The sequence below is a fragment of the Paenibacillus sp. FSL H3-0321 genome (genome assembly GCF_038002865.1).
Classification (GTDB): Bacteria; Bacillota; Bacilli; order Paenibacillales; family Paenibacillaceae; genus Paenibacillus_AQ.
In genome coordinates this window covers 7,680,482-7,699,157 of sequence record NZ_JBBODH010000001.1, presented here as the reverse complement: position 1 = coordinate 7,699,157, position 18,676 = coordinate 7,680,482, and the positions used below count along the sequence as shown (strand labels likewise).

Sequence of the window (18,676 nt, the reverse complement as noted above, 5' to 3'; positions counted from 1 at the left end):
TCCTCTTAAGCAAACATAGAATAGTAGTGGAATAAGCTTCACGCATGCTGGCTGATTTCACAAAACTTAAGCCAAAGCTTCCGAAGTCAGTTTTGTACGCTGAAGATTATGGAAGCGATGCTCACAAAACTTTTAGGAGGAATAAAAATGAAACGAGAAGTTCATATTTCCCAAACTTACCCGCGGCTCACCGTATACTCAGAAGAGAACTACAGGGGACGGAGCAGAATTTATACCGGCAATCTCGGGATCCGTAATACAGACAACATTCTCGACGGGATCGAAAGTCTGCGCTTCTTCTCCACCAGCAGCAATGCTACGCTTGTATTGTTCAGCAGAACCCGCTTCAGAGGCATTTTCCGTGTACTGCGTGGAAATCACAGCATCCGTGATCTGGATGATTACATCAACGGCAATGACGTGGAATCAATCATCTCCACCAATCAAAGGCTGACGTTAGCGCAAATCCGCAATATCCGCGATAGCGGAGAGCTGCCTGCCGGATATCGTCTGATCTAGAGTTTATGGGCAGCCGCTATAAAAGAGGGAACACCCCGCCTCCCGGCAAGGTGTTCCCTCTTTTACTCGAATCTGCTTATTCCCCTTCAATTAACTGCAGCAGCTCTTCAACAACCCGCTCAGGCTGGTAGCTGTGAATGTAATGGGAGCTGTCAGGCACGATGATTTGTTTGCCTTTGACGGACCATGCAGGAAGAACTGCTTGGCTGTCCATCCATGAGGCATCGTCGTCAAGCTTGCCGAAATAGTCTGCAGTCAAGACAGTGACAGGAATCGGAAGCGGTTTGCTGCCAGCCAGCACAACGCGGGCATTCTCTTGACTCTGGCGAATTTCATCGGTCATATTCCGGTTGCCCGCCAGCAGCAGTACCGCTTTGCGGTTTATTTCCTTCAGCTTCTCAGGCAGCAGCTTATCCCCATTGCTGTCACTCGCTACCCATTCTGCGAATCCGTTCACATGATATAATGCACGCAATATACCGGTCGCCCGAAGCCCCTTGTAAATTCCGGACACTAGTTTAAGCTCCGGACTGGACTCATAGTATTCAGGACTTCCACCGTCAATCAGCAGAATCCCTTTCACCTCTTCAGGGTACCGCTGGGCATAACGGATGGTTTCCAGTGCGCCTAGCGAATGGCCGACAAATAGATAAGGCGGCTGCTGGCCGGAAACTTGCAGCAGCTCGTGAACTTCGCCGGTGATGGAGTCAATATCCCGCTTTCTGCCGGTTAAGTCACTATATCCGTAACCAAAGCGGTCATAGACCGCAATTTTCGCATGCTGCCTCAGCCCCTCGTACAATGGAGAAAAATCGGCGTAAGGATTTGCCGTTCCCCACCCGGCTGCAAACACCACAGTCGTTGATCCCGCACCCTCAGTATATAGGTGCATTTTACCTCCTTTTACCTGGTATAGACTTCCGGCGGGTGAATAATTCTTCCTGTCCTGTGTAGAACCATACCATTGGTATGCGGCTCCCAACCCAGCCAATACAATCAGTGCAGCCAGCAGGCAGAGTGTAATTTTCACACCTCTTCTTTTTAACATACACTCCTCCAATTCCTTGTTTGAAGCTGCTCTTCACCTCGACAACGTTATATTCAGACGATTCTCACTCATAAGCCTTGAGCGATATTCGTAATTTTATGAATGACGGACTGAACTTCATCGCTATCCTTAATTACAAATAGATGATCTGCTTCGCCTGCTGCTGGTGCCGCCACATCGCTATGATGAGACTCTGCTTGCTGCCGGCTAAGCACTTCTTCAAAATTAGACGCGCTTCTGAAAATAGTTGTACTACGCTGACTATTGCTAATACGTGAATGAAGAATATCATCGGGGATTTCAAAATGAACAAGTATGCTGACAAAACCTTTGTGATGAAAACGTTCGAGCATCTCCAAACGGCCTTTGCGACCACGATTGGCGTTACATAAAATAAGATGCGAATTTGATTCATTAACAGCATAATCTACAATTGTTCGAGAGATAGCGTTTTTGAAAGAGTTGGCTCCTTGTTTAGGCAGCAAGCTTTTGTAATGGGTGTTGATAAATTCAGCATGGTCATCCCGGTCAATCACAACTGAGTTGTGTAAGTGCTGTTCTAATTTTTTCGCAAATGTAGTTTTCCCGCTATGTGTTTTACCGACGGTAATGATCACTAACCTTTTCATCCATGCAACTCCAATTCTCCAAAATATTCAATAAGCTTCAATAAGCAAATACAGCGAACCCATTCATAGATTTAACTATGCTTACGAACAAAAAGAGTGACTGGTTACATCCTTGGTAAAAAAGGGTACACATACTAGAAACCAACTGCCGAAGGAGAAAAGCATGGCATCCCACAAGTCAAAAGTCCAACTACATACAGGAGATGATTACCGCAATATTCCACACTATAAATTTTGGCTGTCCGTTTATTACGGAGTTCGATACTTCCAGTTGAAGCTGGACGATTAAGATAATGCGCTTAACCGGGGGGCTGGCTGTGGAGCTCAGACCCATGATCATACCGGGAGACAGCTGCATCAAGCTCCGCCTTGCTCTTCCAGCAGAATCCCTTGAATTTGTGCAGCTCCAACTGACAACTGGGTTACCTCTGCGGATAACTGATTCACTTGTTCATGAAGCACATGTGCTTCATCGGTGCCCTCCAGATAGCGGGTGGAAAAGTGTAGGAACACATCAACTTTTCTAAGTAACATCAGCACAGGAAGGGCCTTGATTTCGGCTTCGGTAAGACGGACCCTGGTGCTGAAACCCCGGCAAAAATCCCGGACCGCCGCTCTTTCCTCGGCATGACCCAATAGCCCCGACAGAATTACCGCAGGCTCCATCGCCCTCACATCAAAGGTGCAAAATTCAAAATCAAGCAGTGCGGTCACTTGCCGGTGATCGCTTGTCTCCACCAGCAGATTGGAAGCATTCAAATCTCCATGCACCAGCTGATGCGGCAACCCCTTAAGTTCAGCCAGCGAATCCGCGATATTTTCATAAGCGTAGTAAAGGATCTCCAATCCCTTAGCAAGTTTAGTAAAGGGTACTGGCGGTTGCAGACACAGCTCCCGGATTACTTCTCCGGTACATAGCGGATAAGCCTGCCGCAGCTCATAATATGGCCGGTAGACCGGAGCAAGTCCGGGACTTATCTCTGCCAAGACTACGGACAACGTACCTACCGCTACTCCGAAGGATTCGAAATAGCCAGACTCCTGCTCAGTGGGCGAATCTCCGTCTATGTATTCGAACAAGCAGCTAAATTTACCATTTCTGTCCTCCAGCTGAACCAAAGTTTCTCCGGCCGGTGTCGCGATGGGAACAGGCACTTTGAAGGGTAAAGACAAGATCCCCAGCTTTTGCAGCACAGCATGCTCGAATTCGATTTTCTCTCTATCTTTATGTGTATCATAGATTCGCAGCACGGCGCGGCGAGTGCTATTTTCTACAAAATAGGTTGTATTATTCCAGCCCCCGCTCCGCTTCCTCAACGTTCCACTCCACTCCGGCCAAACTTGGCTTACAATAGTATCCGTAGGCTTATGCCCCTTTCTTAATTGTTTTGTAACGAATCTCCAGTGAGCGGGTCTTATATGTAAGGTGGTGAACATGTGACCGATGTAGAACAAATCTACGAGCAATATTTTCAGGACGTGTACTTGTTTGCGCTGTCCTTAAGCAGGAGTAAGCAGATTGCTGAGGAGATTACGCAAGAAACGTTTGTAAAAGCAGTGAAAAACATTAACCAGTTCAAGGGCAATTGTAAAATTAGTGTCTGGCTATGTCAAATCGCCAAAAACACCTATTTCACTTATATGGACAAACAAAAGCGTTACGAACCGGGCGATCCGCAGGAAAAAATACACAAGAACAGTTTCACGATTGAACAAAAGCTGATCGACAAGACTGAAGCCCTGCGAATCCATAAGCTACTGCACAGTCTGAAAGAACCTTATAAGGAAGTCTTTACACTGAGGGTGTTTGGAGAGTTATCCTTTGACCATATCAGTGAGGTTTTTGGCAGAACGGAAAGCTGGGCCAGGGTTACATTTCACCGCGCAAGAAACATCATACAAGACTTATTAATGGAGGAAAATTGATGAACAAACTATCCTGCGAAGTCGTCGGGGATTTGTTGCCGCTCTACTATGATGAGGTGTGCAGCGCTGATACCAGGGAATCCATCGAGGCCCACTTAGCTACCTGCGAGCAATGTACCACCGCGTTGCACAAGCTGCAACAGAGTAGCAATCTGCCTTTTGAGGTCATAGTGAAGAACAAACAGGAAAGCACTGGTCTGGTCAGCTTCAAAGGCTACTGGCACCGCTCCAAAGCTGCGGCATTTCTCAAAGGTCTGCTCCTGGCCACAGCCGTGTGCGGCGTTATCATTCTAGGGTATGTTGGCTTATTCCGCTGGAATATTGCAGAGGTCCCCTCCAATGTCATCGAGATCACTGATGTAAGCCGGCTCAAAGACGGAAAAATCGCTTATCATGTGAGAATGACCGATGGCTACCTGGTAAATCAGGTTATGGGCTTTTCGGAGGGGGATGGGATCTATTATATAACTCCAATGCGGCCTGTCATCAAAACCAAAAAGTCTGCTGCGATTGGTCTTGGCAACGGGTACGAGTTTGTAAATTTCGAACAATTAAACGCTAACCGTACAGACCCTTCCACTCAGTTTAAAGCCATCTATTATGGCCCCAAGGATGACAATCCCATTCTGATCTGGAAGCAAGGAATACAGCTACCGCCAGCAACGGATACCGTTGAAGCGCAGTTTATGGACCGGGATTAGGATATTTCGAGCATATCTTGAGGGGACTCCGATTTTTCCGCTATAATAAATTTCATATTGATATACGCAAAGGATGGGATACTTATGGACGCAACTGTTTCCAAACGATGGCTGCTGGCAAGGCTCTATGAGCCGGAGCAGACCATAGTAGACTGCCGGTTTACGCTCGGTAAACCTCAGGCTGGCCGGGAAAGCTATGAGCAAGAGCATATTCCGGGTGCGGTCTATCTCGATTTGGAGTTGGATCTGTCAGGCCCTGTGGGAGAACATGGCGGACGCCACCCCCTCCCCGACCCGCAGGTACTTGCTGCACGCCTCTCGAAGCTGGGAATCGGAAATGATTCACGCATTGTCGCCTATGATGACGAAAGTGGCATGAATGCTGCGCGCCTCTGGTGGCTGCTGCGTTACCTGGGGCATGAACAGGTATTCATTCTGGAAGGCGGCTTCAGCGCATGGAAGGCAGAGAAATTCCCTGTAACGGATCATCAGCCGGTGCGGGTGCCAAGCTCGTTTGTACCGCAGTTGCAGTCGCAAATGGTTGCGGGGGTTGATAAGGTTCGTCAGGTGTCAGAACAGACAGTTGATGCTGAGGCTGGGAAGGGCGAGACTGCTTCACACCCTGCCCTTCCTCTTCTGATCGATTCCCGCGCGAATGACCGCTATCGTGGCCAGAATGAAACTCTGGACAAGAAGGCCGGACATATCCCTGGCGCACTGAATTACTTCTGGAAAGACACGCAGAACGCGGATGGCAGCTTCAAGAGTGCGGAGCAGCTTGCGGAGCATTTCGCCGGGCTGGACAAGGACCGGGAGATCATCGTCTACTGCGGCTCTGGCGTAACCGCCTGCCCGAACGTACTCGCCTTGGAGAAGGCCGGATTTAAGAAGGTGCGGCTGTACGCGGGAAGCTGGAGTGACTGGATTTCGTATAGCGAGAATCCGGTGGCGACGGGGGAAGAATAAGAACCGAAAGGCCGCGTTGAACGTGGGCTTGGGGCTGTGACAGGTTGCCGGGAGGCAGGCTGTTTCAGCCCTCTTTGGGCTTTTCTGTCAACAACCTGCAAACTAGAACAAAGCGAAAGCAGTTGCAAGCGGCCCGTAACCAGCCATGGCTGGGCTGTCAGGTCAAGTTGATTGAACGCTTGGGGGCTTTGTTTGGCCATCCACAAGCTGGCTAATCGGGAGCTTGACCGCCTTTGGGAACACTTCCTTCGTTTTCCTCGGCGTTGGTTTAAAGAAGCTTACGCAGTCTTACGTTCCGAAGCTTTCAAGCGTAAGGCTAAGCGAGCCCGCAGGGCAGTCAGCATGTGTCCGACAGACTGCCGAACGTGGTCGGCGGTCTGTTGCTCCAGCTGAAGTGTCGGGTACTGTTCGGCCAGCCAGCGTTGCAGATAGCGGTAGTGGCTTTTGTAGTCGTTCAGCGTTGCAAAAAGCTGCCCGATCATTATAACGTCGGCTTCAACGTGTTGCCGTCTTCTTTTTGCTTTCAATGACTAAGATGGCTTCCAAAATGCAATATAGTGTTTACATTTTACAATACATAAGTTACAATCACTCCCAACCAATAACTGGAAAGGAACTCTCGTGTGCTGGTTAACAACGTTCGCGAACTGAGGGCGCGCTTCAGATGGTCGCAGCAAGACCTAGCGGATGCCAATTGAGCCACTCGCCAGACAGTAGGGTTAATCGAGAAAGAAGATTACTCCCCTTCGATTACGCTCGCGCTTAAAATTGCCGCAGCTTTCAAGTTACCCGTCGAGGAAGTTTTTATATAAACATGTTAAAACGGATTATGCGTTCGCCATTACTTTCAACCTCATTGTTTCCCGGCAGCATCGCAAATATTGTTCAAAACTAAGTGTATTTCTACCGAGGGGAGATCAAATTAATATGAATATAGCCGTCAAGTTGATGCAAAAATTCAAAGACCTCGATAACCAGAACAAGCTGAAAGTTTATCAGGGGAAAGCGGAGCTCATCAGGAAACGGAATTTGGAAGCATGGGACGATGGGCAGTTTCAAGCGGAATCCCTCCGGCTGCAAGAAGAAGCAAAATCGGGTACGCCTTTGGACGAGCTGCTTGTCGATGCCTATGCGCTAGTCTGCGAGGCAGCGAAGAGAACGCTCGGGTTACAGCCTTACGATGTCCAGATCATGGCTGCCATAGCTCTACATGAGAGATTTCTGATCGAGCAGCATACCGGTGAAGGAAAAACACTCTCTGCTGTTATGCCTGCATATCTAAATGCACTGACTGGCGAAGGCGTTCATGTGCTGACTTTTAACGATTATTTGGCCAAGCGGGATGCGGAGTGGATGGGCCCGATCTATCGTTTCCTCGGGTTAACGGTAAACTCGGTTCAAGCCGGCATGAGCCTGTCCGAGAAACGGGAAGCATACGCCAAAGATATAACCTATGTTACGGCCAAAGAAGCGGGATTCGATTACTTGCGCGACACAATCGCACTAAGCGAAGCCGATACCGTGCATCGTCCATTCCACTACGTCATCGTCGACGAAGCGGATTCGCTGCTTCTCGACGAAGCGCGGGTGCCGCTAGTCATCAGCGGCAATTCGGCCTCTTCCAGGAGCGACGGCTTTCGTTTCGCAGAAGTGGCTCGGCAGCTCAAGCAAGCAGAGCATTACGACTTCGACGAGTTCCAGCGGAACGTTTACTTAAATGAAGCAGGCGCTGCAAAAGCGGAATCGCTGCTGGGATGCGGCAATTTGTACGATAGCCATAACAGTCACTTGCTGACGTCATTAAATTGCGCGCTGCATGTGGAATCGTTATTAAAGAAAGACGTCGATTACATTGTCAGGGACAGCAAAATCGAGCTGATCGAAGAATATACCGGCCGCGTGGCGGAGAACCGGTATTTGCCGGACGGGCTGCAAGCCGCGCTTACGGCCAAAGAAGGGCTGTACTCCATAGCCGGCGGGAAAATTCTCGGGACGATCACCATTCAACACTTCATCAGCCTGTATCCGCAGATTTGCGGAATGACGGCTACCGCGCATGCTTCCGCAATGGACTTCGAAGATATTTATTCGCTGCAGGTCGTGCAAATCCCGCCGAACCAGCCAAACATCCGAATCGACCATCGGCACCGGATTTATACCCATAAAGAAGCCAAGCTTAAGGCACTCGTACAAGAAATCTCATCCGTCCATAGGACGGGACGTCCAATTCTCATTGGTACGTCAAGCGTCGAAGAGTCTGCCATGCTGGCAGAGGCGCTAGCGGCTGCCGATGTACCATGTCATGTTCTGAATGCGAAAAACGACGCGGAAGAAGCCGACATCATCGCCAAAGCGGGAGAACCCGGCGCAGTGACGGTGTCTACAAATATGGCGGGACGCGGCGTCGACATCCGTCTCGGCGGTGGCAGCCCCACACAAGCAGAGGTAGTCGCCAAGCTTGGCGGGTTGTACGTGATTGGCACCCATGTGAACGAAAGCGTGCGGATCGACGACCAGTTACGCGGGCGTTCCGGCCGCCAAGGTGACCCGGGAGCTTCCGTTTTTTATGTAAGCTTGGAGGACGAGTTGCTGCTTCGCTTCGGCATCCATAAAACGGTTCGCGCTCCCAGGCAGGATGAGGCTCTTGAAGCGCCGGTGCTCAGCAGCAAGATCACAAGTATTCAGCGTATTGTTATGGGTCAAAACTTCGATATCCACAAGGAACTGAACTGTTATTCGGATATGGTGGAGGATCAGAGGCGAATTCTATATGCGGAGCGGCTCCGAATTTTGAAAGGTGAGCAGCTGTTGAGCCCAGCCGAGCAGAGGGTACGGCTTTTTTATATCGACGAGTTCTGGGCTGACCATCTTGCATACGTTTCTTACCTTCGCGAAGGCATTCACTTGGAGAGCCTTGCCAGCCGCAATCCGATCGACGAATTTCATGCGCAAATCACCGAAGCCTACGAGCAAATTCCTTCTAAAATAAATAACGCGTCGGAGAATATGCTTGAAAGGCTCGGAGGTTCGAATGACCCGGCAGAGTGGGAAAAGTTCGGTCTGAAGAGCCCTGCCTCCACCCGGACTTATATTATCAACGATCAATACAGCCAGAATAAGCGCAACTCATGGACCGGAACGACCGTATTTGCTTATTGGCTTCGCACGATTGCGAGGCCGATATTCAAGCTGTCAAAATATTGATGCAGCATAACTTTCAAGGATAATCGCAGCAACCAGCATTGTCTCAGCAGTTATCCATTCATTGCAGACTCGCAGCGGTGAACAGCAGCACCCTTCCGTCCGTGTTTAGAATCTGGGTGCCATTATCAAGCTCCGCCAGGGGCTGGTCCCAATGGACATGCCCGCTCTGCCCGAACCGTCCCACATCAAGTCCAAAAAAGCCGCCTGCAGCATCATAAGCCACAATCAGCAGGCCGGGCAATGCAGGAATATCTTGTGAGGCTGCTGCAAGACCGTTCCAGGAAGCAAGACTCCCATAGATGTCTTCGCCACCAGCGCCAAGAAGTGTAATCCAGCCATGCTCAAATTGGATATCCCATAGTTATGACTCCCTTATCAGTTAGTGTACGATTGTGCCCTTTCCGTTGATCTCGTAGTAAAACATGTAGTGTTCTCATTTAATCTATAGCCCCATTTTCACATAAAATGTTCATTTGTCAGATCGAAAAAGCCGGCCCCTTTACGGGAGCCAGCCCTTATTTTTACTCAGGGTATCTTGTGATAATATAATCGCCTACAGCTTTTATATGTTCCAAAGTAAACATACGTCCCCAGTGAATAGATGAATTATAGTTCCCTTCCGCAAGGGTAATATTTGTGTCATCTATGCTGAGAATAATCACTGAATGGGTATCATTATTTATCCTTACAATATCTCCAACTTGAATATTGTTAAAATCCGTATGCTTGCGAGCGGGTAAGTTACCAAATGCCGCATCACTTAATATAAAAGCAAACCCCACACAGCCATAACCTCTACTATAAATGCCACCATTCCACGCGTAAACATTACCGTTTGTCCATGCCATTCCCTCAGGATATTGTTCCTTTAGGGCAATCATTTTTTCATAAGCAGCCTCTTCTGTAGGTACAGGTGTTGTTGTGTTAATTGAAGTATCTATTGATGTGTCTATTGATGTATCTATTGATGTGTCTTCTATTAGGTTGTCTGCTTTTGATGTGTCAACAGGTTCAATAATAACCGTCCGCGAATCTGATCTATAACTTACGGCTCTGCCTAATGACTCTGCGATAACACGAACGGGCACTAATGTACGCCCATTTATCGATACTGGCGGGGAATCGATAGTCACTTTTCTATCATTTTTATAAATATATTCATTTCCTATTGAGAGCTTAACCACATCACCGTTTTTAGATAAAGCTGTAATCGATAGTGTAGCATCATCCCATTTAACAGTAGCATTCAATGCTTCAAAAATAACTCGCATCGGTATCATAACACGATTATTTATTACTTGGGGCGGAACATCAAATTGCAAATTCGTACCATCGAGCCTCACAGTAACTTCGTTACTTGCAGCATTTACACTTGTCACACTTACAAAACACATGAATATCATTAAAAGAATTGATAATTTAATTGTAATTGTCTTAAATATGTTGGTATTCCCCTTTATATATATTCTATGTAAACCGCAAAAGACAGAAAGAAATCCGTTCATCAAATATGGACGGGGGGATTCATATATAGAGTTTAATTCTTCGCCGCAACTTTATAATACGAATCCAGACCTTTTTTAATTCCTTGAACAATCTTGTCCTGATATTCATCCTCACTTAACTTCATGTCTTCTTTACGATTCGTCATGAATCCCATTTCGATAAGCACAACCGGTACGGTTGACCAGTTGAACCCGGTAAGATCACTCCTAGGAATTAATCCGCGCGATGCCGCCTGCGTTTCTTTCAGCACCGCTTTAGACAGAACCTTGGTGATCTCCAAACTTTGCGATGCAATCTTCTTCGTCGATGGGATGTCAGTAGAAGGATAGAGAAAGGACATGCCTTGAATCTCGCGATTAACGCTCCCATCTGCGTGTAGTCTAAGGGTCATATCGGCACCTGCCTGATTACATCTAATGGCACGCTCGCTGTTTGATATATCCACATTATTAGTGCGGCGAATCATTACCACCTTGTAATCCTTCTGAAGGGCTTGCTCCAATTTCAACGCCACTTCCAGTGTAAGTTTGTATTCGGTTTTACCAGTAGCTATGCCCTGCGTACCGCTTGACACCTTTGGCTTAACCGTTTTGCTTCCTGGCGCTACGGGCTCTTTAGAGTTATTACCTTTACTCTGGTGTCCCGCATCTATGCAGATAACCGTCTTTCCCATTGTACTGGCTAATGATGTTACATCTGCTGTTTTCGCCTCTACTCTATTTGGAAGGCTGCCTGACGTTAATAAAATCATAATAGCTAAAAGGATTGCATTCAATTTCGCGCGCATGTTTAACTCCTATCAGTTAGGCCAAGGATCGCCACTAAATAATTTGTTGACTCCGTAATGGAACATCTGCAACAGGCGGGACTTAGTACCTCCTTTCCTTATTCTCCCATTCTAATCTAAACTTAGTGGTATTATTATTTAATAGTTATACCGTAATACATAATTCGACATCATACAAAATATCCCTTCATATTCTGCACAAAGGAAAATCTGTTTAAAAACATCAGTCTTTTTCCAGACACTGGCGAACAATCAAATCATGTGCTATTGAATATTTAATGAGCCATCATTTGGGGGAGCTCGTCCAGCAGCTTGCTGCTGGTCAACATATCGTCATAATTCCATTTAGACTCTACAAAAGTAACTTTCCCGCTCTTAACTGCCGGAAGCGTGCTCCACAGCGCAGTTTTCAGCAACTCATTAAAGGATTTTTCTGCATCGGCATCGGCCGGATACATGACGAATAAGTGGTCACCAATAAGCATCTCATGCATCAGCTCTGGTGAGACCTCAATATAGGGTGCGCCTTCTGCCGGCTCGATTGCCTGCACTGCTTCGGACATCTTGTAGCCTAGCGGATGATACAGCAGATTAGGAATTCCACCATCTTTCATCAAATACATCGTCTTGTCCCAATAATAAATCAGCACTACCGCCGTTTCTCCCTTGGCAATCCTGCCTTCCTGACGTAATCCATTCCACATGGCCTCAGCCTTGCTGTTATAGTCGGCCAGCAGTAGCTCTGCTTCTGCCTTTTTACCCACGATCTCACCTATTAGCGGCAAACGCTCGGACAATGGTGCATTCTGATCAAAAACAACAGTGGGTGATATCTTCGATATTTCTTCATACTGCTTGTCCATCGCATAACCGAGCATGGTCAAATCCGGTTCCAGTGACACGACCGTTTCCAGATTGGTAGGAAATCCGATATCCTGCGCCGGGGTTTTTTCCTGGTCCAGATAGACTGATTCTTCAATGAAGCGGCGGTCGATACCGACCGGCTCAATACCAAGTGCGAGCAAATCTCCAATCGAATTACCCTGCAGCACAATCCGCTGAGGACTCTCCGGAATCTCAACCTCATGGCCTTGACTGTCTTTATATACCCTTGTTGATATTGAGTTGGGGTCTGCATCTGGTGTCTGTGCCTGCATAGTAGCCGCCGGGCTTGTGCTTGCACTGGCTGAATTAACAGAGTTGTTCCCTGAGGAGCAGGCACTAAGCATTAAAACCAGACACAGCAGCATCGCTGCGCCCATTGACATTCTAGTATTTCTGTACATTGGTGAATCTCCTTCTCTGTTGTATTGATAATGATTATCATGTTCATTAACAATATAACTTCGCTCAGTCCATCCTGCATTAGACAATCTTAGTCTTATTTTAGGACGATCTGATTCTTTCGCGAGTTCCTGGGCCAATGCCTTAAAATTGCCCGGTGTTACACCCGTTGTTTTTTTGAAAATACGGATGAAATAGGACAGGTCCGCGTAGCCCACACCAGCGGCAATCTCCTGCAGTGAGGCTTCGGTATACAGCAGCAGCTCTTGAGCCTTATCGATTCGCGTCCGAATTAGAAAATCAATCAGACTGTTACCCGTCTTGTTTTTGAACTGCTTCGCCACATAGGCCACGCTATAATTAAACTGCTCTGCAATAGATGACAAGGTAATGGGCTGACTGTAGCTTTCTTGTATGTAACGAACCACTTGCTCCACCAGGTCCGGCTTGACGTAATCTTTGTCATTCGCCTGCCTCTGCCGCTCAACCTCATATACAAACTGATACAGCATTGCTTTGACCTGAATCCGTTCGAGTAAACTTGACTCCAGCCACTTCCGGTGCATCTTTTTTACTTGAAACAACAAATCCAGCGGAGCATTCGGGGCAAATTCATACTGTCGTTGAAAAGGGCTGTTTTTTTCAAATAGTCTGCGTACTCCCAATCCGGACGTTAAGGTAAGCGAGGCCTTGTAGAAAATAAAGTAAAACTCCAATTCCTCCCTGACCCAATCAATATCCAGTTGCCCGCCTTTTCCGCTATGCAGAATATGAAAGCGTTCTGCCGTATGTTTATTTCCATTAAGCCGAAAAACCGCGCTGCCGCGCACCAGGTATAAAAAACCTGCGGCCGGGAACCTATAAGAGTTCGGCTTGTCGCCAGCCTTAAACAGCACATGGCGAATATCGATCAGCCGGATATGTGCATAATCCCACAGCATTAGATTATCATCAGCATTCAAAATCTTTACTCGCCTCCTTCCTGTCGGTAATATTATAGATAATCCGTGCGTTTCATCTTGCTTGAAAATCAATTCCTTCTTGGTAAATCTTTGATCATGCGTAAGTGAGAATTATTCTCACCCTGAATCTCATTATATCAAACGGCAAGAATCATACAATACGACCCATCAGATTACAAACCGCGAGCTTGGCCGTCTTTGACTCTATCACCGGGAACACTAAAGCAGATTTCTTTCAAATATTCACTTTCAGGGATTAGCAGCCGAAGAATATATTATGTTTAATACATAATATTAACTGTTTTGAGAGATTTGGAGGATAATAATCGTGAAGTCCCATGTTACACTGATTGCATCTTTAGTACTTATCAGCACCCTAATGACTTCCTGTTCAATGAGCAAGTCCGAACATGAAACAGGTGCGAATGGCAACAACTCCAAGGCAGCCGTGGAAACCGCGCAAGCTTCAAGCTCAACGCCTGCGCCCACCGAGGCCATCGACGAGGAAGCCGCCAAGTTAGAACTCGAAGCCCTGGAATTGGCTAAATTCAATGCCTATGTAGACCTGAACAACGCTATGACAGGACGGCTCCAGGATGTGCTGAATGATTATTTTGAAGAGTTCGGTTATGAGGCTAAGCCGGTGATTGACAAGTATTTCAGCGCCACAATGCTCTCTCTAAGCGAATCCGGTGAGAAGACCATGCAGACCGCGTTCGCCGCCGCTGCCGACAAGCCAAGCTTCGGGAAACTGGATGCCCAGGTCAGCCTGCTGGAGCCACTTCTGACAGAACTGCTTGCCGCACTGGCTGAAGCGCATGAGTATTACGAGATCAAAGGCTATGTCGATGACCAGTTTGCCGGAAGCAAGACGATGCATACCCGAATTGTCAAGGCCGCTGCTGCCTATGAAGAAGCTTCTGGCGAATTCTTCTCGCTGCTCGGCGAGATGGAGGATGAGCGCACAAGAAACAGTCTTAAGGAATACAAGGAGAAAGGTCAGGATCTGAATTACACCGTGATGCTCTTTTTACTGGATGCGGAAGGCCTGGCAACAGAGATGGATGACCAGGGAATTCTGGCGGACAACATTCTGGAGCTGGATATGACGAAATTCAAAGCGAAATACGCTGTTCTGACAGAAGATCTCAAGCTGCTGATGGAATATGCGGCAGATGAGACAAGAGTCGTATCGGAAGGATTCTCCAGCCACTCGCTCGAAAGATATGTTGATGCAGCCAAGAAAGTCAAAGTTTCAGGTGCTGAAATTATCGAACGTGTCAACAAGAAGCAGCGTGTAGAAGATTTTTATTTGAAAAGCTCCTTCTTCCGCGAAAATCAGTCAGGCACACCCGAGAATTTCAGCAAGTCTTTAAGTGAATTAATCGCAGAATACAACCAATTGCAGTAAGCTGCTCTATGCAGGGGCTGGCCCAAATGCCATGAAATGGCTACTTGGATCAGCCCTTCTGTTAGTAGGGTCAACGTTAAACCTTGGTGAAGACACTCCGTGAACGGACAGTTGTTCCATTTGCTGTGCTTTCGCTCTCTCTATTTCATTCACCCTTTAATTCCCCTGTCTGTTTGGTGTTATAATGATCTCCAAGTAATTTATCCCTTGAGTTCGAGAACGGAGGTATACAGAATGAATATTGAATTTTGGATTACAGCTTCGATCAGCGATTTGGTGTTTTATCCCGATGAGTGGGATGATAAATATGTGACACACCCGAATTTCCAGGCGGTCTTGAATGAACTTGGCATAGCCGTGCCTGTGGAGGAGATTCATGAACACTACTTCAGCAATCCTGTACATACTGGCGATATGCTGGTATTCCGCAATCAGGAACAACCCTCGGAATGCATTGTCCTGAATACCTATCGAGACCCGTTGGACCAACTTGATATGATACAGTTTGGCTGGAGCACCGTGAACAGAGGGGAGACTATACGGCAGTTGTCCAGGCACTTCTACGATGAATGTGAATATGCCGTTCGCTACGAGGAAGGTCAGAGTGTACTCTACCATATACTAAGAAAAGGTCCATATTCGCGAATTTTCCACTATAATACCGTCTTTGAACAGCAACTCAAGTCCTACGACCTGTGACACTGGCTACCGGTGTTCTTTAGCCATATTCAGCCAGAAGACACTCCACGCCGCACCCTGATATTGCGCACGGCAGAGCCGTTCAGGCTCTGCGTCACAGCGCAGCTTACACGAGTTGATTGAGACTGATCGGATTCACTCGCCACCAAAACCCACAAGGCCCCCTCCCTGCCTTAGCTTCGTTATCCTGCAAGCATCAACCCGGTATAGCCAAACAGGTCGGCCATAAATCAGTAAATTTGGCCAGCAGCCGTCCTCATATTGTTTTTTTAATTTCACTTTTACATAAAAAGAGAAGGCCCGAAGACCTTCTCTAAAAACAATCAATTATTTACCTTAGTTCGACAGGCTTTGCAGATAAGCATCCGCTTCTTCAAAGGTTGGATAATGTACGGCAAATTGCCCGAACAGTCTCTTCATCTGCATTTTCCAAACCGGAGAATTGGCCACATACACCCATCCGCCTACTCCATTTGCAACAGCGATATCGCCTGTGGGGGCAAGCTTAGCGGCAACCTCAGGAGAAAGAACAGAAGCTGAGCCTGATACATCAGTCACTCCAGTGAAACCTGGTTTTAGTTGCTTCATTGCTTTTTCAAAATCGGAAATGTAGGACGGAACATCCTCTTCTGTAAGACCAAATGCTTTTACTACCACTTGATTTTTTTGCACATTTACTTCCATCGTGTAAGGCATGCTGATTCCTCCAAGTATGTATAGGTTGATTCATCAGAATCTAAAACCTTTTATCGGTTAATCCCCTTAATTAATTGAGATTTTCAAGGAAAATAGTTTAATTATTTAATCAGCTACAGCTTCTGGAAGCAAGGGGACTTACTTCGGGGCCACTAAAACTACACCTTCCTACACAGGAATTATTTACAAAAGCAAGCAGATCAGTTATATTGTACTGGTACATTAAGTACACTGTTCGCGGAAAGGAGGACTTTTTTGGAAATTATTATTAGCAGTAATAGGAATAAGCCCATTTATGAACAGATAACCTCGCAAATAAAAACAATGATTATGAGTGGAGAACTGCAAGCGGGAGACCCTATTCCCTCCATGCGGTCATTAGCAAAATCTATTCAAGTCAGTGTCATTACTGTCCAAAAGGCGTATGAAGATTTGCAGCGGGATGGATTCATTGAAACAACTGTTGGACGTGGAAGTTTCGTATCTGCCCCCAATAAAGATGTCTTTCAAGAAGAGCAACAGAAGAAAATTGAAGAGCACTTAACTATTGCAGCTGAAATTGCCCGAACGAGCGGAATTAAATTGGAAAAGATGGTAGAAATGCTGACTGTCTTTTATGCGGAGGATAAAAATGAATCATAGTCTAGAAATAGCAGGACTAACTAAAAACTATTCTAATTCTGATTTTCATTTAGATAATGTTTCGTTCTCGATTCCTTGTGGAACAATTATGGGGTTTGTTGGTGAAAATGGAGCTGGAAAAACAACGACCATTAAATCCATATTGAACACAGTTAAAAAAGATAGTGGAACGATTAAAATTTTGGGTCAGGTTATGACAGACAAAGACATAGGAATTCGTGAAGACATAGGAGTTGTCTTTGATGCTGCGAGTTTTTCAGGTGTTGTGACACCCAATAAACTTGCAAAGGTTATGGGCGGAATTTACAAACAATGGAATCAGGGTTTCTTTTTAAATATCACGAGTAAGTTTGACCTTCCTATGGATAGAAAGATCAAGGAATTTTCACGAGGAATGACAATGAAGCTTGCTATTGCAGTCGCATTATCACATCATCCCAAGTTACTTATTTTAGATGAGGCAACTTCCGGTTTAGACCCCATTACCAGAGAAGAAATTTTGGAGGTTTTTCTGGAGTTCGTGGAGGATGAAAGCCATTCAATCCTTATGTCTTCCCATATCACAAGTGACTTGGAAAAAATCGCTGATTTTATAACCTTTATTCATCAAGGAAAAATTATCCTTACTGCGAAGAAAGATGATTTGATTTATGGATACGGAGTGGCACGCTGCAAAATAGATCAGTTCAATCGTATTGATAAAGCCGATAGACTTGCGTACAGAGTAAAGAATTTTCAAACAGACGTTCTTGTAAAAGATAAAAAAGAGTTTGAGCGAAAATATGATGGTATTATTGTTGACAATGTATCTATTGATGAAATTATGCTGCTCCTGGTAAAGGGGGAGGAATAACGTGCAAGGGTTACTGTTGAACAATTTTTATTCCATGCAGAACAACATAAAGACATCCTTTGGAATAGCTTTATGTTTGTTGTTTGTTTCTTTTGTGGCAGGCGATACGTCTGTACTTAATGCAGTCATTGCTGCACAGATTATGGTTTTCCCTGTGAATGTAGGTGCTTCTCTGCAGATCGATGAAGCATCTAAATGGAGTAGGATAGAAATTACGTTGCCAATAAAAAGGAAAACTATTATCGATGCCAAATACATTTCATTTATCATGTTGATATTAATGGGTACTGCAATCAGCTTATTTACTCCGGTTCTTTTCTATTTAAGAGATTTAGATACTACCAGTTATTTGAATTTGTCATCTGGGTATACTATGGGCCTGTCACTCTCTATTTCAACAATTTCCATTTTATATCCGGTTATTTTAAGATTCGGAGTTGAGAAAAGTGAGATGATGATTTTTGTGTCGTCAGGCTTATCAGTAGTTATCCGAATTCTGGTGTGGGTTCTTCTAAGATTGATATGGGATAATGTTAATTTTAATGGCAGTGAAGTAGGATTTGCCTCTTTAATTGTTGCGGTTGTAATGTTTGTGGCATCTTACCTCCTATCGGTACAGATACATAGGAATAAGGAATTTTAATTCTTTGGATAAGCTTGTTTGCAGGAATTTTTATAAGTTTTTTAACCATTATATTTATCGGCATAACGAGCTCGCGTAGGACGCGGGCCGTTGTGCTGGAAATAAAACCGCACTTCAACAAAAATCACGGAAATACGGTCTTATACTGCTTTAGTATCGATAATACTCCGGCAGCAAATCCCTGCCTTCTTTCACACTTC

Annotated in this window: 19 protein-coding genes and 1 pseudogene; 11 read left to right on the top strand and 9 right to left on the bottom strand. The window is 46.0% G+C overall.

Annotated features, from left to right (window positions below; translation table 11 throughout):
* The first annotated feature begins 147 nt into the window (after positions 1-147).
* Positions 148-519: a hypothetical protein gene (locus tag MHI45_RS34105; protein ID WP_076109215.1), complete on the top strand. Its 372-nt coding sequence runs from the start codon at positions 148-150 to the stop codon at positions 517-519.
* Positions 520-595: 76 nt separating this feature from the next.
* Here the strand turns inward: MHI45_RS34105 and MHI45_RS34100 are convergent, their stop codons facing one another.
* The 3 genes from MHI45_RS34100 to MHI45_RS34090 form a co-directional block, all read right to left on the bottom strand.
* Entirely contained in the window at positions 596-1,567 is a 972-nt protein-coding gene (locus MHI45_RS34100; RefSeq protein ID WP_076109214.1) for an alpha/beta fold hydrolase, read from the bottom strand.
* Positions 1,568-1,635: 68 nt separating this feature from the next.
* Positions 1,636-2,196 (bottom strand): AAA family ATPase, encoded by a 561-nt coding sequence (locus MHI45_RS34095; protein WP_076109213.1) that lies wholly within the window; start codon positions 2,194-2,196, stop codon positions 1,636-1,638.
* 357 nt (positions 2,197-2,553) lie between these two features.
* Entirely contained in the window at positions 2,554-3,513 is a 960-nt protein-coding gene (locus MHI45_RS34090; protein ID WP_256718025.1) for a phosphotransferase, read from the bottom strand.
* A 120-nt stretch (positions 3,514-3,633) separates the two neighbouring features.
* On the opposite strand from MHI45_RS34090, the gene MHI45_RS34085 reads away from it, so the two are divergent.
* The 3 genes from MHI45_RS34085 (at position 3,634) to MHI45_RS34075 (ending at position 5,789) form a co-directional block, all read left to right on the top strand.
* Positions 3,634-4,122 carry an RNA polymerase sigma factor gene (locus tag MHI45_RS34085; RefSeq protein ID WP_076109212.1) on the top strand — a complete coding sequence of 163 codons (489 nt, stop codon included), beginning with the start codon at positions 3,634-3,636 and terminating at the stop codon, positions 4,120-4,122.
* On the top strand, positions 4,122-4,823 hold the full coding sequence (locus MHI45_RS34080; RefSeq protein ID WP_076109211.1) for a zf-HC2 domain-containing protein: 702 nt from the start codon (positions 4,122-4,124) through the stop codon (positions 4,821-4,823). Before MHI45_RS34085 ends, MHI45_RS34080 begins: the two co-directional genes overlap by 1 nt.
* A gap of 84 nt (positions 4,824-4,907) precedes the next feature.
* Positions 4,908-5,789 (top strand): sulfurtransferase, encoded by an 882-nt coding sequence (locus MHI45_RS34075; RefSeq protein ID WP_076109210.1) that lies wholly within the window; start codon positions 4,908-4,910, stop codon positions 5,787-5,789.
* 278 nt (positions 5,790-6,067) lie between these two features.
* Here the strand turns inward: MHI45_RS34075 and MHI45_RS34070 are convergent, their stop codons facing one another.
* On the bottom strand, positions 6,068-6,316 hold the full coding sequence (locus tag MHI45_RS34070) for a hypothetical protein (protein WP_076109209.1): 249 nt from the start codon (positions 6,314-6,316) through the stop codon (positions 6,068-6,070).
* A gap of 96 nt (positions 6,317-6,412) precedes the next feature.
* Between MHI45_RS34070 and MHI45_RS34065 the strand changes: the two are divergent.
* Together MHI45_RS34065 and MHI45_RS34060 are read left to right on the top strand one after the other, a co-directional pair.
* Positions 6,413-6,601: pseudogene (locus tag MHI45_RS34065) on the top strand (helix-turn-helix transcriptional regulator).
* Positions 6,602-6,716: 115 nt separating this feature from the next.
* Positions 6,717-8,993 carry a preprotein translocase subunit SecA gene (locus MHI45_RS34060; RefSeq protein WP_076109208.1) on the top strand — a complete coding sequence of 759 codons (2,277 nt, stop codon included), beginning with the start codon at positions 6,717-6,719 and terminating at the stop codon, positions 8,991-8,993.
* A gap of 58 nt (positions 8,994-9,051) precedes the next feature.
* Here MHI45_RS34060 and MHI45_RS34055 read toward each other — a convergent pair whose 3' ends face one another.
* From MHI45_RS34055 to MHI45_RS34040, 4 genes are all read right to left on the bottom strand, one after another.
* Positions 9,052-9,345: a DUF2625 family protein gene (locus tag MHI45_RS34055; RefSeq protein WP_083675466.1), complete on the bottom strand. Its 294-nt coding sequence runs from the start codon at positions 9,343-9,345 to the stop codon at positions 9,052-9,054.
* A 169-nt stretch (positions 9,346-9,514) separates the two neighbouring features.
* Positions 9,515-10,372, bottom strand: a complete 858-nt coding sequence (locus MHI45_RS34050; protein ID WP_341118710.1) for a copper amine oxidase N-terminal domain-containing protein — start codon at positions 10,370-10,372, stop codon at positions 9,515-9,517.
* A gap of 158 nt (positions 10,373-10,530) precedes the next feature.
* Positions 10,531-11,286, bottom strand: coding sequence for an N-acetylmuramoyl-L-alanine amidase (locus MHI45_RS34045; RefSeq protein ID WP_341118709.1), 756 nt, complete (start codon positions 11,284-11,286; stop codon positions 10,531-10,533).
* A 275-nt stretch (positions 11,287-11,561) separates the two neighbouring features.
* Positions 11,562-13,532 (bottom strand): AraC family transcriptional regulator, encoded by a 1,971-nt coding sequence (locus tag MHI45_RS34040; protein ID WP_341118707.1) that lies wholly within the window; start codon positions 13,530-13,532, stop codon positions 11,562-11,564.
* Between the two features lie 328 nt (positions 13,533-13,860).
* Here MHI45_RS34040 and MHI45_RS34035 point away from each other — a divergent pair, with 328 nt between their 5' ends.
* Together MHI45_RS34035 and MHI45_RS34030 are read left to right on the top strand one after the other, a co-directional pair.
* Complete coding sequence (locus tag MHI45_RS34035) at positions 13,861-14,943, top strand: YiiG family protein (RefSeq protein WP_341118706.1); 1,083 nt, start codon at positions 13,861-13,863, stop codon at positions 14,941-14,943.
* Positions 14,944-15,177: 234 nt separating this feature from the next.
* Complete coding sequence (locus MHI45_RS34030; protein ID WP_340898641.1) at positions 15,178-15,642, top strand: hypothetical protein; 465 nt, start codon at positions 15,178-15,180, stop codon at positions 15,640-15,642.
* A 336-nt stretch (positions 15,643-15,978) separates the two neighbouring features.
* Here the strand turns inward: MHI45_RS34030 and MHI45_RS34025 are convergent, their stop codons facing one another.
* Positions 15,979-16,338 (bottom strand): hypothetical protein, encoded by a 360-nt coding sequence (locus MHI45_RS34025; protein WP_340898642.1) that lies wholly within the window; start codon positions 16,336-16,338, stop codon positions 15,979-15,981.
* Positions 16,339-16,593: 255 nt separating this feature from the next.
* Between MHI45_RS34025 and MHI45_RS34020 the strand changes: the two genes are divergently transcribed.
* The 3 genes from MHI45_RS34020 to MHI45_RS34010 are packed head-to-tail and all read left to right on the top strand — an operon-like array spanning position 16,594 to position 18,476.
* Positions 16,594-16,980 (top strand): GntR family transcriptional regulator, encoded by a 387-nt coding sequence (locus MHI45_RS34020; protein ID WP_340898643.1) that lies wholly within the window; start codon positions 16,594-16,596, stop codon positions 16,978-16,980.
* Positions 16,970-17,833, top strand: a complete 864-nt coding sequence (locus tag MHI45_RS34015) for an ABC transporter ATP-binding protein (RefSeq protein ID WP_076109203.1) — start codon at positions 16,970-16,972, stop codon at positions 17,831-17,833. The genes MHI45_RS34020 and MHI45_RS34015 overlap by 11 nt, the downstream gene beginning before the upstream one ends.
* Before the next feature lies 1 nt (position 17,834).
* Positions 17,835-18,476 carry an ABC-2 transporter permease gene (locus tag MHI45_RS34010; RefSeq protein WP_341118703.1) on the top strand — a complete coding sequence of 214 codons (642 nt, stop codon included), beginning with the start codon at positions 17,835-17,837 and terminating at the stop codon, positions 18,474-18,476.
* Positions 18,477-18,676 lie beyond the last annotated feature (200 nt).